Origin of the sequence: Streptomyces sp. VTCC 41912, from assembly GCF_045799175.1 — a bacterium.
Taxonomy (GTDB): Bacteria; Actinomycetota; Actinomycetes; order Streptomycetales; family Streptomycetaceae; genus Streptomyces; species Streptomyces albulus_C.
In genome coordinates, this window is sequence record NZ_JBJMAB010000072.1 from 1 (window position 1) to 14,768 (window position 14,768).

At 75.1% G+C, this 14,768-nt stretch carries 13 protein-coding genes, 1 tRNA gene and 1 pseudogene; 2 read left to right on the top strand and 13 right to left on the bottom strand.

Features of this window, described 5'->3' with window-relative positions; translation table 11 throughout:
- Window positions 1-341: 341 nt before the first annotated feature.
- On the bottom strand, window positions 342-1,667 hold the full coding sequence (locus tag ACJ6WD_RS40660) for a hypothetical protein (RefSeq protein ID WP_233657603.1): 1,326 nt from the start codon (window positions 1,665-1,667) through the stop codon (window positions 342-344).
- On the bottom strand, window positions 1,667-2,083 hold the full coding sequence (locus tag ACJ6WD_RS40665; RefSeq protein WP_232817083.1) for an SsgA family sporulation/cell division regulator: 417 nt from the start codon (window positions 2,081-2,083) through the stop codon (window positions 1,667-1,669). Before ACJ6WD_RS40665 ends, ACJ6WD_RS40660 begins: the two co-directional genes overlap by 1 nt.
- A 633-nt stretch (window positions 2,084-2,716) precedes the next feature.
- Between ACJ6WD_RS40665 and ACJ6WD_RS40670 the strand changes: the two genes are divergently transcribed.
- Window positions 2,717-2,790: transfer RNA gene (locus ACJ6WD_RS40670), tRNA-Lys, on the top strand.
- Window positions 2,791-2,825: 35 nt separating this feature from the next.
- On the opposite strand, the gene ACJ6WD_RS40675 is transcribed toward ACJ6WD_RS40670, so the two are convergent.
- From ACJ6WD_RS40675 to ACJ6WD_RS40725, 11 genes and pseudogenes are all read right to left on the bottom strand, one after another.
- Entirely contained in the window at window positions 2,826-3,287 is a 462-nt protein-coding gene (locus ACJ6WD_RS40675; protein ID WP_407617754.1) for a hypothetical protein, read from the bottom strand.
- Entirely contained in the window at window positions 3,271-3,687 is a 417-nt protein-coding gene (locus tag ACJ6WD_RS40680; RefSeq protein WP_407617755.1) for a hypothetical protein, read from the bottom strand. The genes ACJ6WD_RS40675 and ACJ6WD_RS40680 overlap by 17 nt, the downstream gene beginning before the upstream one ends.
- 139 nt (window positions 3,688-3,826) lie before the next feature.
- The gene (locus ACJ6WD_RS40685; protein WP_020931251.1) at window positions 3,827-4,606 is read right to left on the bottom strand and encodes an HAD-IIA family hydrolase; all 780 of its coding nucleotides are present in this window, start codon (window positions 4,604-4,606) and stop codon (window positions 3,827-3,829) included.
- A 123-nt stretch (window positions 4,607-4,729) separates the two neighbouring features.
- Window positions 4,730-5,794 carry a 2-aminoethylphosphonate ABC transporter substrate-binding protein gene (locus tag ACJ6WD_RS40690; protein ID WP_233657601.1) on the bottom strand — a complete coding sequence of 355 codons (1,065 nt, stop codon included), beginning with the start codon at window positions 5,792-5,794 and terminating at the stop codon, window positions 4,730-4,732.
- Window positions 5,795-5,851: 57 nt separating this feature from the next.
- Window positions 5,852-6,649, bottom strand: coding sequence for an ABC transporter permease (locus ACJ6WD_RS40695; protein WP_233657600.1), 798 nt, complete (start codon window positions 6,647-6,649; stop codon window positions 5,852-5,854).
- Between the two features lie 205 nt (window positions 6,650-6,854).
- Window positions 6,855-7,724: pseudogene (locus tag ACJ6WD_RS40700) on the bottom strand (2-aminoethylphosphonate ABC transporter permease subunit); the annotation flags it as partial.
- Window positions 7,717-8,946: an ABC transporter ATP-binding protein gene (locus tag ACJ6WD_RS40705; protein WP_407617756.1), complete on the bottom strand. Its 1,230-nt coding sequence runs from the start codon at window positions 8,944-8,946 to the stop codon at window positions 7,717-7,719. The gene ACJ6WD_RS40705 and the pseudogene ACJ6WD_RS40700, both read right to left, overlap by 8 nt.
- Before the next feature lies 1 nt (window position 8,947).
- Window positions 8,948-9,706, bottom strand: a complete 759-nt coding sequence (locus ACJ6WD_RS40710; protein WP_407617757.1) for a phosphonatase-like hydrolase — start codon at window positions 9,704-9,706, stop codon at window positions 8,948-8,950.
- Complete coding sequence (locus tag ACJ6WD_RS40715; protein ID WP_407617758.1) at window positions 9,700-10,821, bottom strand: TIGR03364 family FAD-dependent oxidoreductase; 1,122 nt, start codon at window positions 10,819-10,821, stop codon at window positions 9,700-9,702. Before ACJ6WD_RS40715 ends, ACJ6WD_RS40710 begins: the two co-directional genes overlap by 7 nt.
- A 138-nt stretch (window positions 10,822-10,959) precedes the next feature.
- Window positions 10,960-11,730, bottom strand: a complete 771-nt coding sequence (locus ACJ6WD_RS40720) for a GntR family transcriptional regulator (RefSeq protein ID WP_233657595.1) — start codon at window positions 11,728-11,730, stop codon at window positions 10,960-10,962.
- Between the two features lie 96 nt (window positions 11,731-11,826).
- Complete coding sequence (locus tag ACJ6WD_RS40725; protein ID WP_407617759.1) at window positions 11,827-12,969, bottom strand: ROK family protein; 1,143 nt, start codon at window positions 12,967-12,969, stop codon at window positions 11,827-11,829.
- A 56-nt stretch (window positions 12,970-13,025) separates the two neighbouring features.
- On the opposite strand from ACJ6WD_RS40725, the gene ACJ6WD_RS40730 reads away from it, so the two are divergent.
- Window positions 13,026-14,147: a Gfo/Idh/MocA family oxidoreductase gene (locus ACJ6WD_RS40730; protein ID WP_233657593.1), complete on the top strand. Its 1,122-nt coding sequence runs from the start codon at window positions 13,026-13,028 to the stop codon at window positions 14,145-14,147.
- Window positions 14,148-14,768 lie beyond the last annotated feature (621 nt).

Genomic DNA, 14,768 nt, shown 5'->3' on the forward strand with positions numbered 1-14,768 from the left:
GCCGCGGGGCCGGTTCGCGCCGCGGGGCCGGTTCGCGCCGCGGGGCCGGTTCGCGCCGCGGGGCCGGTTCGCGCCGCCGGGTGGGCGGGTCCTGCCCGGCCGGCCCGGGCCGCTCGCCGGTGCCCGCACTCCGCTTGGTGCGGCTCGTCGGCGCGGCGCTCCGAGCGGCGTCACTCGTCGCGCGGCGCTTCGCTCGGCGCCGGGCGTCGGTGCGGTCGAGCCGCCTGGTGCCGCTCGCTGTCAGGGCCGAGTCGCTGGCGGCGTGTGGTGCCGTTGGGTGGCGCGGGTCAGGGCGGCCGCTGCGCGCCGGTGCCGGTCCTCGATGCCGGTCGTCGGTGCCGTCACGCGGCTTCCGGGAACGGGCCCGGGGTGGGGGCGGCGGCGGTGTGGACGAGGGCGGTGTAGGTGCGGCGGAGGGCGATGAGCGACTCCTGGGCCTCGCGGTAGACGGCGGCGTCGGGGCCGCCGCGGTGGGCGAGGGTGCGGACGGGGGCGCAGTGCCGGTCCATGGCGCTGAGCCAGGCGCGGTGTTGGGCCGGGAGGTGGCGGCGCAGGTGTTGCCGGCGGCCCTCGCCGAGGCGGCGACCGCCGATGCCCAGGACGGCGTCGGCGGCCTGGAGGACGGGCGGTTCCAGGGCGCCCTGTTCGGCGAGCGCACCGAGCACCGCGCGCTGCTGGTCGGTGGCCGGGGCCGCCGCCAGTTCGGCCGCCTCGGAGTGCAGCTGGGCGCGCAGCGCGTGCTGGATGCGGACCAGGCGGCGCAGCGCCATCGGGGTGGACGAGTCGTCGGGGGCGCGGCCGGCCAGGGTGTCGGCGAGGCGGAAGAGCCAGATGCCGTGCGCCTCCAGGCGGGTCGCGGCGAGCATCAGCCGGTCGAGGCGGCTGAGCGGCTGGCCCTCCGGGGCCCAGCGCACGATCGGGACCAGCTGTTCGGTGCGGGCGAGTTGGTCGATGGGGATGTGCCGGCGCGGTTTGCGTTCCGGGGCCCAGTTGTGGAGCGCGAGGGTGGGCAGGGCGACGAACTGGTCGTGGTCGATGCGGTGCGCGATGGCCGCCCAGAGTTCCAGGAACGCCTCGTTGGCGACCTCGCGGGCGGCCGGCGCCTGCGGGTCGAGGGCGCTCCAGCCGCAGGACACCGCGATGACCGCGACGCGCATGGCGGCGGCCTCCGCGTTGCGCGGCGAGAGGCGGGAGACGCGCTGCCGCAGGGCGGTCAACTCGTCCGCGCGATGGGCGCGTTCGACGACGGCGAGGGCGCTGGCGCGATCGGGGACGACGGCCGCCTCGCGGGCCATGGCGTCCAGCCGGGTCCAGGTGCCGATCATGGAGCGCACGGGAGGCCGCTCCGGGAGGAAGCCGTGGGCGCACGGGTCGTGCGGGGCGGGGGCCCCGGAGGCGTCGCCGTCGGCGGAAGCGCCGTCGGCAGCCCCGGCCGGTCCGGCGGTGGCGACGGCGGGGCCGCCCTGCGCCGGGATGCGGACGGCGGGATCGGCGCCGGTCCGGGCGGGCGGGATGCGGTGGGCGGCGGGACGGCCGCCCGCACCGCCCGCGGTCGCGTCCCTCGGGGCGGCGGTCGCCGTGGTGCCGGGGGCGCTCGCTTCCGGGGTGGCCCGCGCGCGTATGGCGAGGCGGGCGTCGGGCGTCGTCGTCATGGGAGTGGGAGTCATCAGCACTTCCCCGCTAGCAGGCGGGCCAGGTGGGCGTCCATATCGAGATAGCGGTCCTCGTGGCCGGGCGGGACGATGGCCGCGGTCTGCTCCAGCCAGGCGGTGAGCTCCGTGGCGCGCACCGTCAGCTCGCAGACGTTGTCGTCGGTGGCGAGTTCGACGTGGATGCGGTGGGACGCGCCGGCCCGGCGGTCCGGCCACACCCGCACGTCCCCCTGCCCGACCTCGCCGCAGACGCCGCCGAGCAGCAGTTCGCGGGCGAACAGCCAGGTGGCGACGGTCTCGCCGCGGCTGAGGAACGCGACCTCGACCTCGTAGGGGCGGTCACTGCGGTAGCTGAACCGGCCGGCCACCGGAACGGCTTCGTCCGGCCCGAGGAGCAGCTGCATCTCAAGGGTGCGCTTGGCTGTCGACACCACGACGATCAACCTTTCCAAAGAGGGGCGAGTCCCGGGGCCCCGGTTCGGGGCTCGCGTCCTAGCAGACGTCGGCTCGCGGGATGGGGTTGCAGGTGAGGGCGGAGTAGTGATGGACGCCATGATCCGCGGAGGAAGTGTGCGCGGGCGTGGGGGCCGGCTGACCGGGCCGGGCGGAGGGTGTCGCGCACGGTGCCGGGAGCTGCGTGCACCGGGACCGTCATCCCCGTTCACCTCCGGCGCGGCTGCTCGTGCGGGTCCGCGCGCCCCGGCGTCGGCTCCGCCGCGCCCCGGCGCTGGCCCCACCCTCTCAACGGCCGGGAGATACCGCATGTTGACGGGGCAACTGATGCACTACGGCTTGAACTCGATCTTCACAGAACCCTTCGGGCGCCTCGGTAGGCGAAGGTCCCGAGGCGCCGGGACTTTGGCCCCGGGCAGAAAGGGTCCCCCACGAGCTACGGGGCGGCTGGGACGGAGCGCGGTCGGTGAGTGGGGGCGCCGTCGGGAGTGGGTGGCCGCACGGCGCACGGGTGTGGGGGTGGCGGGGATCACAGGGGGTGGAGGCGTGGGCGGCGCGTTCCTGGGTACGGACCACCCCCGGAGTTCGTGTAGAGTTTTCCTCGTCAGCGCGCGCCGCTAGCTCAGTTGGTTAGAGCAGCTGACTCTTAATCAGCGGGTCCGGGGTTCGAGTCCCTGGCGGCGCACGTAGGACTGAGGCCCCTCGCAGTTGCGAGGGGCCTCAGTCGTGTTGTCCCGCGGTGCCGTGGGGCGAGGGGACCCGACGGTGTGGCGCGGACGTGCGGGCCTGGTGCGACGGGTCGGCCGGGGCACGGCCGACGGCGGCGGCGTCACCGGTCACGGGGAACCGCGCCGGACCGCCGCCCGGCGACCCGGGGCCCCCGCCGCAGAGCCAGCAGATCAGCAGCAGCACCACCCCGACCAGGCCCGCCAGGAGGCGGGGCGCCGGGGCGGCGGGGTGCGGAGGCGTCGCCTCCGTCCGCTCGGCGGGCCGCGGAACCCTCGCCCGTGCGATGCGGATCCCTCCGTGGGGTCGTCGGCCGGGCCGGGCGGCTGCTTCCGCGCCGCTCCTCGGGGCGGTCGGATCCGCGCCGTCCCGCGGAGGGGTCAGGTGCGCGGCGTCCGGGCGGGCCGGACGGTCCTCGGCCCGTGGTGTGGCGGCGGCGTCACTGTTCGTCGGCACTGTCGCCCCCTTGGCGTTCGCGGCGGAGCCGGAGCCTGAGGCGGAGCAGCTGGCCGGCGATGACCAGGATCGCGCCGCCCGCCAGGACCAGGGTGACGGCCGAGGTGCTGCTCAGTTCCCGGTGGGCGGTGACGCGGTGGGGTGTGAGGTGGATCCGGGCGGCCAGGACGGGCGCGGTGCCGCCGGGCGCCGTCGCGACCGGGGCGGTGGCGCGGGCCGGGGCGGTGCCGGTTTCGGTGGAGTGCGGGCCGGGGCGGTGGCGCGGGCCGTGGGCGGCCGGGGCGGTGACGACGGCGGTCTGGGGGGTGCGTGCGCCGCGTCCTGCTTCGGCGTACGCGGGTGCCGTCGTCACCGCACACGCCGCGACCGCGGCACAGAGTGCGAGCTGCGGTGAGCGCATGGTGTACCTCCGGATACTCCGAAGGTCCGTCGGCACGCCGCCGGGCGCATCCGGGGCGGGGCCGGACTGCGCCGTTCGGGTGGAGGGAGGCCGGTGCGGCCCGGGGTCGGCGGGCGTGCTGCCGGCCCCGGGGCGCGGGTCAGACCAGGTCGACCAGGTCCGCGATGGAGTCGACGACGCGGGAGGGACGGAACGGGTGGCGTTCGATGTCCTCGGGGCGGGTCAGGCCGGTGAGGACGAGGAAGGTCTCCATGCCCGCCTCCAGGCCGGCGACCACGTCGGTGTCCATCCGGTCGCCGATCATGGCGGAGGACTCGGAGTGGGCGCCGATGGCGTTCAGCGCGTGGCGCATCATCAGCGGGTTGGGCTTGCCGACGAAGTACGGCTCGACGCCGGTGGCCTTGGTGATCAGCGCGGCCACCGACCCGGTCGCGGGCAGCGCGCCCTGCGGGGAGGGGCCGGTCTCGTCGGGGTTGGTGGCGATGAAGCGGGCGCCGGCGTCGATCAGCCGGATGGCCTTGGTGAGGGCCTCGAAGCTGTAGGTGCGGGTCTCGCCGAGGACGACGTAGTCGGGGGCGTGGTCGGTGAGGACGTAGCCGATGTCGTGCAGCGCGGTGGTGAGGCCGGCCTCGCCGATGACGTAGGCGGTGCCGCCGGGGCGCTGGTCGTCGAGGAACTGGGCGGTGGCCAGCGCGGAGGTCCAGATGGACTCCCAGGGGACGTCCAGGCCGATGCGGTTGAGGCGGGCGTGCAGGTCGCGCGGGGTGTAGATGGAGTTGTTGGTCAGGACGAGGAAGGGCTTGCCCGATTCGCGGAGCCGCTTGATGAAGGCGTCCGCGCCGGGGACCGGGACGCCCTCGTGCATCAGGACGCCGTCCATGTCGGTGAGCCAGGACTCGATCGGCTTGCGCTCTGCCACTGCCACTCCTGTCGTGCGGGTTGACCAGACTGGCCGAACGGCCAGGGCGCCGGCCGGCCCGAACGGGCGGCCGACGGGCCCAGCCTAAGTCAGCGACGGCCCGCGGGCCCCGGTCGGTGGTGGTCAGCTTCCGGTTGCGGTCTTCCAGGCGTCGATGTAGGTGTCGAGGTTCTTGTCGATGTCGTTCCAGTCGGGCTGGAAGACGTCGACGCCCTTCATGATCTTGGCGAGGGCCACGGCGTTGGGGTCGGTGGCCTTGATGTCCTGGCGGGCGGAGAAGCCGCCGCCGACGGCCGAGACCTCTTCCTGGACCGGCTTGCTGAGCAGGTAGTCGAGGAACTTCCGGGCGTTGGCGGCGTGCGGGGCGTTCTTGACCAGGCCGGCGGCGTACGGCAGGGCGAAGGTGGCGGGGCGGGCGCCGGGCTTGGCGGCGGGGAAGAAGATGCCCTGGTTGGGCATGGACTTCATGTTGGCGTAGTTCATCTGCACATCGCCGTTGGCGACGAGGAGTTCGCCCTTGTCGGTCTTGGGTGCGAGCTGGCCGGTGGAGGAGGACGGGCCGACGTTGTTGGCCTGGAGCTTCTTGAGGAAGTCCATGGCCGGGCCCTGGCCGCCGAAGTCGTGCAGGGCCTTGATCAGCACGGCGGTGCCGTCGCCGGCGACGCCGGGGGTGGAGTACTGGAGCTTGCCGGCGAAGCGGTGGTCGGTGAGGTCCTGCCAGGTGGCCGGGGGCTGCTTGAGCTCCTTCTTGTTGTAGATGAAGCAGAAGTAGTTGTTGACGATGGAGACCCACTTGCCGTTGGGGTCCTGGTCGGCGGCGGCGACGTGTTCGGCGCCCCGGGGGCGGTAGATGTCCAGCAGGCCCTTGCCGTCGGCCTGTTGGATGAACGGCGGCAGGGTGACGAGCACGTCCGCCTTGGTGTTGGTGCGCTCCCGGGCCAGGCGCTGGACGGCGGCGCCGGAGCCGGACTCGACGTAGTTGACCTTGATGCCGGTCTGCTTCTCGAAGTCCTTGAAGACCTTGTCGTAGAAGCCGTCGCCCTGTTCGCTCTTGAGGCCGTCGGCGCTGTAGACGGTGATCTCCTTGGCGTTGGGGTCGGCGGCCGAGGAACCGCAGGCGGTGACGGAGGCGGCCAGGACGAGGACGGCGGCGCCGGCGGTCAGGGGGCGGTGCAGGCGGCTGGGCATGGTGGGTGCTCCTGGGGAACGGTCGGGGCGACGGGGAGGCGGGGGGTGGCGTGGGGGTCAGCGGTGGGCGGCCCGGGTGCGGATGCGGGAGACGCCGAGCAGGACGAGGAGGGTGGTGGCCATCAGGGCCACCGCGAGGGCGGCGCCGGTGAAGAGGGCGCCGCGGTCGGTGGCGGCGAAGATCTGCACCGGCAGCGGCATCCAGTCCGGCGGGTAGAGCATCATCGTGGCGCTCAACTCGCCCATGGACAGGGCGAAGCACAGGCCCGCGGCCGCGGTCAGCGACGGCAGGAGCAGGGGGAGCTTGACCCGCCGCAGGACGTAGCCGGGGCGGGCGCCGAGGCCGGCGGCGCTCTGCTCGTAGGCCGGGTCGAGGCGGGCCAGTGCGGCCGTCACCGACTGGTAGGCGAAGGCGGTGACCAGCACGGTGTGGGCGATGATCACGATCTGCGGGGTGCCGTTGAGGAGGAACGGCGGCTGGGAGAAGGCCACGAGGAGGGCGAGGCCGACGACGACGGAGGGGACGGCGACCGGCAGCAGGAAGAGGGCGTCCAGCACCCGTCGGGAACGCCGGCCGAGCTTCTCGGCGGCCAGCGCGGCCCAGGTGCCGGCGGTCAGCGCGGCGAGGCTGGCGGCGAGGGCGGTGAGGACGCTGGTGGTCAGGGCGGTGAGCGCGTCCCCCGTGGCGATGTCCCGATAGTGCGTCAGGGTCAGGCCGGAGGGCAGGGCGCCGCTCCAGCCGCCGGCGAACGACGCGGCGACGACCACCAGCAGCGGGAGGGCGAAGACCGGGACGAAGAGGAGGAAGAACACCGCCCAGACGACCCGGCGGGCGGCTGCGCTATGCACGAGCACGGTCGGCACCTCCTGCGGTGAGGGCGGGGACGGGGGACACAGAAGGGACAGCGGAGGCAGCGGAGGCAGCGGAGGCAGCCGGAATCGCGGCGGCCGCCTCGGCCCGGCCGACGGTGACGGGGGCGGCCGGCTCGGCGCCGGCTGCGTCGGCTGCGTCGGCTGCGTCGATGGAGGCCCGGGGGCGCTTGCGGCGCCCGGGGGTGCCGCCCGTGCGGGCCATCACCGTCCGGTAGAGGGCGTACAGGGCGACCGACAGGACGATGTTGACGACCGCGACGACGCAGGCCCCGGTGTAGTCGCCGTCCAGGATCGCCTTGGTGTAGACGAGCACCGGCAGGGTGACGACGTTCTTGGCGCCGGTGAACAGCACGATCCCGAACTCGTTCAGGCACATCACCAGGACCAGGGCGCCGCCGGCGGCGAGCGAGGGCAGCGCCTCGGGCAGGATCACCGTCCGCACGATCCGCCACGGCCGGGCGCCCAGCGAGCCCGCGACCTCCAGCTGTGCGGTCTCCACCTGCGAGAACGCCGCGAGCAGCGGGCGCATCACGAACGGGGTGAAGTAGGTGACCTCGGCCAGCAGGACGCCCCAGGGGGTGTGCAGGAAGTCCAGTGGCCCGTTGGCGGCGCCGGTGAGGTCCGTCCACAGGCCGTTGGCGACGCCGACGGTGCCGTAGAGGAACAGCAGGGCGAGGGTGATCAGGAAGGAGGGGAAGGCCAGGAAGATGTCGATGAAGCGGGCCAGCGCCTTGCCGCCGGGGAACGGGACGAAGGCGATGACGAGGGAGAGCAGCAGGCCGAGGAGGAGCGCGCCGAGGGTCGCGCCGACCGCGATCAGCACGGTGTGGGTGAGCGCGTCCCGGAAGGAGGTGGTGGCCAGCACCGCGGTGTACGGGGCGGTGGACGGCCCGCCGCCGTTCTCCGGGGTGAAGGACTGGCGGACCACCAGGGCGAGCGGGTAGAGGAACACCACCGCGAGGGCGGCGACCGGCGGCAGGGCCCACAGGGCGCCGGTCCGGCCGGGGCGGCGCGCGGCGCGCGGCCGGGCCCCGTCGGGCGCGGTGCGGTCAGCCATGGTGCGCCCCTCCGCCCGCCGCGACCGCCGGGGCGTCCGCAGGGTGGTCGGCCGGGTGGTCGGCCGCGGCTGCGGTCGGGGTTCCGGTCGGGCCCGCCGCCTCGATGCCCGCCGGGATGAGGACCGCGTCCTCGGAGGCGAAGTGCAGGGTGAGTTCGGTGCCGAGCGGCGGGGTCTCGCGCAGTTCCCGCAGGTCGGCGAGGACGCGGTGGCCGTCGACCGTGAGGTACAGCCGGTGGGTGGCGCCGCGCCACTGGACCTCGGTGACGGTGCCGCGCAGGGTGTTGCCGTGCGGGTCGGGGCCGGGGCCGGTGGCGAGCCGGTGCGGGCGGACGCACAGCGTGGCGGTGGCGCCCGGGGTGGCGTCGCCGGTGGCGACGGCCAGCGGCCGGCCGGCGAACTCCACGCCGCCGGCGCGGCGCACGGTCACCGGCAGGAGGTTCGCGGTCCCGACGAACGACGCGGTGAACGCGGTGCGCGGGCTGCGGTAGAGCTCCTGCGGGGTGCCGCACTCGCGCAGCCGGGCCGACTCCAGGACGGCGATCCGGTCGGCGAGGGTCAGCGCCTCCACCTGGTCGTGGGTGACGTAGAGGATCGAGACGTCCGGCAACTCGCGGTGCAGTCGGGCGAGTTCGGTGAGCATGCCGGAGCGGAGCTGGGCGTCGAGCGCGGACAGCGGCTCGTCCAGCAGCAGCACGCCGGGGCGGATGGCGAGCGCCCGGGCGATGGCGACCCGCTGCTGCTGCCCGCCGGACAGCTCGCGGGGGTGCCGGTCGGCGTAGGCCGCCATGCCGACCAGCTCCAGGGCTTCGGCGACCCGGCCGGGGATCTCGGCGCGCGGGACCTTCTGCGCCTTGAGGCCGAAGGCGACGTTCTCGGCGACCTTCATGTGCGGGAAGAGCGCGTACTGCTGGACGACCATGCCGATGCCGCGCTTGTAGGGCGGCAGGGCGGTCACGTCCCGGCCGCCGATCAGGACCCGCCCGGAGACCGGCCGGACGAATCCGGCGACCGCCCGCAGTGCGGTGGTCTTGCCGGAGCCGGACGGGCCGAGCAGGGCCATCACCTCGCCCGGTGCGACGGTGAGGTCGAGGGAGTCCAGCACGACGTGCTCGCCGTGCCGGCCGTGCGCGACGGTGACGTGGTCGAAGCGGATGCCGGAGGCTGGCGGTGCGGACGGCGCGGCGGGTCGGGCGGGGGCCGCGGTGGAGGGGGCGGGCATCTCACACCACTCCCAGCAGGGCGGGCAGTTCGGCGACCGAGCCGAGGACGTGGGTGGCGCCGGCCGCCGAGAGCTGCGGGGCGTCGTGGGCTCCGGTGAGCACCCCGGCGACCACCGCGGCGCCGCTGCGGCGGCCGGCGGTCATGTCGTACGAGGTGTCGCCGGCCACCGCGATCTGTGCGACGTCGTCGGCGGCGCTGGTGCGCAGCAGGGCGGCCAGCACCATGTCGGGGTAGGGACGGCCGCGACCGCCGGCGTCGGCCGGGCAGAGGGTGAGCCGGACCAGGTCGCGCCAGCCGAGGGCGTCGAGGATGGCGTCCTGGGTGATCCGGGCGAATCCGGTGGTGAGGACCACGGTGCGCCCGGCGTCCTGGAGGGCCTCGATGGCGGCGCGGGCACCGGGGACGGGGGCGATCCGGCCGTCGTCGACGAGGGCGCCGTAGGCCGTCTCGAAGGCGTGGTTGGCGCGCTGGGCGGCGTCCTCGGTGGCCTCGGGGTCGCCGTCCGGGGCGGCGAACAGGTGCCGGAAGACGGAGATCTTGGATTCGCCCATGGTGGCGCGGACGTAGGCGAGGTGCTCGGCGTGCCGGGGGCTGCCCGGCTCGACGCCCATGTGCCGGGCGGCGGTGTCGAAGGCCCGCTCCACCAGGCCGTCGTCGGCGACGGTGGTGCCGGCCATGTCGAGGACGACCAGGCGGACGTCCTCGGGGCGGTCGGGGTGTACGGGGTGCGCGGTCGGGTTCGTCAACGGGCTCACCATCCCAGTTCGTTCGCGGTGGTTTCGGCGATGGCCGGGGAGCAGGTCATGCCGCGGCCGCCGGGTCCGGTGACCAACCAGACGCCGTCGCGGACCTGCTGGCGGTGGACGACCCGGCTGGTGTCGGTGCACTGGGCGTAGACGCCGGCCCAGCGGTGGCGGATGCGGGGCAGCGGGCGGCCCAGGATCGCCTCGACGACGCCGGTGAGGTGCTCGTAGGGCTCCTCGACGGTGTCGAAGGCGAACGGCGCCTCGTACTCGTGGGTGTCGCCGATGGTCAGGCCGCCGTCGGCGCGCTGGACCATCAGCAGCTGCATCTTGTGGGCGGCGGCGGTCGGGGTCTGCGCCTGGCCGGCGTTGAGGGCGTCCAGGGCGTCGCCGCGGTAGGCCGGGTAGTAGCGGAAGCTGTCGGCGTCGGCGACGGAGGTGGTCAGCGCTTCGCCGAGCGGGTCGGTCTGCATCATCTGCAGGCGCACCCGGCGCACCGGCAGGTCGGGGACGAGTTCCCGGACCAGGCCGCCGAGCCAGGCGCCGGTGCACAGCACCACCGCGTCGCCGTGGTGGGTGGCGCCGTGGTCGTCGCGGACCGCGCGCTCGCCGACCACGTCCCGGACCTCGCGGCTGCCGAGGTAGGTGTACCGCCCGGACGCCAACAGGGCTTCCTTCAGGGCCCGTTGGGCGACGCGGGGCTCCACGGCGGCGTCTCGTTCGCACCACAGGGCGCCGGTGAGGTCGCCGCGCAGGGCCGGGTTGAGGGCGCGGGCCCCCTCGGCGTCGAGGAGCCGGTAGCCGCGGGCGGCGGCGTCCGGGCGGCGGGTGGCGGCCTCGGCGACCGCGCGTTCGGCGTCGTTGCGGACGACGGTCAGCGAGCCGATGGCCCGGAAGCCGATGCCGGGGACCCGGGCGCCGATGCCTTCCCAGAGTTCGCGGGCGCGCAGCGCGGTGTCCAGTTCCTCGCCGCCGGCGCGGCCGCTGACCCAGATCTGTCCGAAGTTGCGGACCGAGGCGCCGCGGGCTTCGGCCTCCCGCTCGATGTGGAGGACCTCGTGGCCCCGTTCGATGGCGTGCCAGGCGTGCAGGGTTCCCAGCACGCCGGCTCCGACGACTATGACTCGCATGCCCCAGACGTTCGCTGCGGCGGGTGGCCCGCGGGGGACGGTTCGGCGACGGGCCGGTTAACACGGCTTCAAGCTTGGCCTAGACCCGTTATCGTTCCGTTATCATAGTGCCCGGTGGACGCCGCGCGGCGGGCCGCGTCAGGACTCCCGGCCGCCGCCCAGGTGGGTGGTGAACGAGAACCGGTCGCCCCGGTAGAGCGAGCGCACCCGTTCCAGCGGGCGGCCCCCGGTGTCCCGGGAGAGCCGGTGGATCAGCAGCATCGGCAGGGCGCCGGGCGTCCCGATCAGCAGCGCCTCGCGCGGGGTGGCCAGGACCGTCTCCAGCCGTTCGTCGGCGTCCCCGAAGTCGATGCCGAGCCGCTCGTGGAGGTAGGCGTAGAAGGAGGAGTCGGGCTCGAAGTCGGTGGCCAGGTCGGGGACCCGGGAGACCGCGACGTAGGTGCTCTCCAGGCCGACCCGTTCGTCGTCGGCGAGCAGCACCCGCTCCAGGTGCCACACCGCGTCGCCCGCGGCGAGGCCCAGGTCCTCGGCGAGCGCGGGCGGGCTGGCGAAGCGGTCGAGCGAGACGAGGTGCCGTCCGGGCGCGCGGCCCTGGCGGCGGACGCCCTCGGTGTAGCTGGCGAGCGAGAGCGGCTGCGCCATCTTCGGCCCGGCGACCACCGTGCTCCGCCCCGACCTGCGCAGCCGCCCCTCCAGCACCAGTTCCCGCAGGGCCTGGCGCAGCGTCTCCCGGGAGACCTCGAAGCGCAGGGCCAGTTCGCGTTCGGCGGGCAGGGGTTCACCCTCGCCCAACTCCGCGAGCAGGGCGGCGATTTCGACCTTCGCCGCGTAGTACTTGGGGATGCGTCCGTGCTCGGGGATGCCGGACCGGACGGGTGCGCCAGGATCCTGGCCGTACGGGAAATCCACCCGGCGATCTTCGCACCCGCGGCGGCCCCGGGGCGCCGGGGCCCGGTCGAACCGGCCGTCCGCCCACACCTCCCGGCGAGCCGCGGACGCCCGGCCTCAGCGGAACAGCGCGGTCAGCACCAGTTCCGCGGCGCCGTCCGCGACGGTGCGGGCGCCGCCCCGGGCCAGGGCCACCGGCACCGCGGACCCGGCACCCGGCCGGCCGCGCAGGGCCGCGTGGTCGGCGAGGACCCGGGCCACGCCGTCCCGGAACCGCTCGGGGTGCGCGAGCACGGTGCGCCCGCCGAGCAGCACCCGGTCGACGTCGAGGAGTTCGACGAGGTTGGCCGCGGCCACGCCCAGCACCCGGGCCGCCGCCGCCAGGTCGCCGCGGGCCACCGCCGCCAGGCAGAGCGCCTCGACGCAGCCGCGCCGCCCGCAGTCGCAGCGCGGCCCGTCCAACTGCACGACCTGGTGGCCGAACTCGCCGGCGCCGGTGTGCGGTCCGCGGTGGAGGTCGCCGTCGAGGACCAGCCCGGCGCCGAGCCCGGTCCCCAGGTGGAGGTAGGCGAACGAGGCCCCGCCGGCCTCGGCCGGGGCGCGGCGGAGACCGAGGGCCGCCGCGTTGGTGTCCTTGTCCAGCACCACCGGCAGGCCGAGGGCCTCGGCGAGCGCGTCCCGCAACGGGAAGCCGTCCCACCGCGGGGCGCCGGTGACCTGGCGCAACACGCCCGTCGCGTGGTCCAGCGGGCCCGGGCAGGCCACGCCCGCGCCGAGCACCGGCGGCCCGCCCGCCGCGTCCCGCAGCGCCGCGACCTCGCGGGCCGCGGCGGCCAGCACCGGCCCCGCACCGGCCCCGAAGTCCAGGGGCGCGCGGCGGACGGCGACCGGCCGGCCGGTGAGGTCGGCCAGGACGCAGGTGAGCTCATCGCGGTCGAGGTGGACGCCGACGGCGTGCCGGGCGCCGGGGACCAGCCGCAGCACGGTGCGCGGTTTGCCGCCGGTGGAGGCCCGGCGGCCCGCCTCGGCGGCCAGCCCGTCGGCCCGCAACCGGGCGGTGATCTTGCTGACCGCCTGCGGGGTGAGCCCGGTCCGCCCGGCCAGCTCCAGGCGGCTGACGCCCTCCTCCCCCGCCGCGCGCAGCAGGCCCAGCACGAGAGCGGTGTTGTGCCCGCGCAGGGCGAGGAGGTTGGCGCCGGGGGCGGCGGCGTCCGGGCGGGTGCCGAGATCCGGAAGGGCGGGGTCGTGGTCGGTGCTCACCCCTCCATTCTCCGCACTGCTTGCACTTTGGCAACAGCGTTGCGAAAGTGGACGGCATGAGCGATCCCGAAGCAGTCACCACCCCCCGCCGCGTCGGCCTGATCGGCTACGGCCTGGCGGGCTCGGTCTTCCACGCCCCGCTGATCGCCGCCACCGACGGGCTGCTGCTCGACACCGTCTCCACCCGCAGCCCCGAGCGGCAGGCGCAGGCCCGCGCCGAGCACCCCCAGGTCCGCACCGTGGCCACCGCCGAGGACGTACTGGACCGGGCCGCCGCCGGCGCACTCGACCTGATCGTGGTGGCGTCCCCGAACAAGACGCACGTCCCCCTGGCCACCGCCGCACTCGAAGCCGGCGTCGCGGTCGTGGTCGACAAGCCGCTGGCCGCCACCGCCGCCGAGGCCGAGGCGCTCGCCGCCCTCGCCGACCATCGCGGACTACTGCTCTCGGTCTTCCAGAACCGCCGCTGGGACAACGACTTCCGCACCGTGCGCCAACTGATCGCGGACGACGCACTGGGCGAAGTACAGCGCTTCGAGTCCCGCTTCGAACGCTGGCGACCGCAACCCAAGGGCGGCTGGCGCGAGTCCGGCGACCCGATCGAACTGGGCGGACTCCTCTACGACCTGGGCAGCCACCTCGTCGACCAGGCACTGACCCTCTTCGGCCCGGCGATCTCGGTCTACGCCGAGTCCGACATCCGCCGCCCTGGCGCCGAGGCCGACGACGACACCTTCTTCGCCCTCACCCACGCCGGCGGCATCCGCTCCCACCTGTGGGTGAGCGCCACCACCGCCCAACTCGGGCCACGCTTCAGAGTGCTGGGCAGCCGGGCGGGCTACGTGAAGTACGGCCTGGACCCACAAGAGGCCGCACTGCGCGCCGGCCTGCGGCCGGCCACCGAGGGCGCCACCTGGGGCGTGGAACCCGCGTCCCACTGGGGCCGGCTCGGCGCCGAAGGCGACGCCCCCGCGGCCGGCACCCCATCGCCCGAGGCCGGCGCCGGGCAGCCGGTGCCGACCCTGCCGGGGGCCTACCCGGCCTACTACGCGGCGGTGGCACGAGCCCTACGCGACGGCGGGGCACCCCCGGTGAGCGCCACCGAGGCAGCCGCGACACTGCGCGTCCTCGAAGCGGCGCGACGCTCCGCGGCGGAGGGGCGGGCGGTGACGCCCTGACGCCCTGGGTGGGCTTCCCACGTTGTCGCCTGCGGCGGGCTTCTTCCCACGTTGTCGGCGTTCCCGCCGTGGGGGTTGCCGTTTGCGCCTGGCGGCGCGGGGCGTTGTCGGCGTTCCCGCCGTGGGGGTTTCTGTGTGCGCCTGCGGCGCGTTGCCGCTGCGCGGGGCTTCGTCCCACGTTGTCGGCTTTCCCGCCGTGGGGGTTGTTGTTTGCGCCTGCGGCGCGGGCGGGTCCGCTGCGCGGGGCTTGTTGGGTGCGGTGCCGGGTTGGCGGGTGGTGGGGTGCCCGGACTGCTGCGCTTTACGTCCGGGCACCCCACCACCCGCCAACCCGACCCCTCCCGTGGGTGGGTGGGAAGGGGGTGGGTTGGGGGCTTGTGTTGGTGGGTTGCTGCGGGTCCGTGGGTGGATTCACCTGCTGGGCGTACCCAGGGGTTTCACCTGCGTGAGTGCGCCCAGGGGTTTCACCTGCATGAGCGCACTCAGGGGTTTCACCTTGTGAGCGCGCCCAGGGGTTTCACCTTGTGAGCGCGTCCAGGGGGGTGGCCAGCACCGACCCACCGGGCCTCGGCCCCCACCCACCCGTCTTTCCACCCACCCCCAACGGGAGGGGACGGGCCG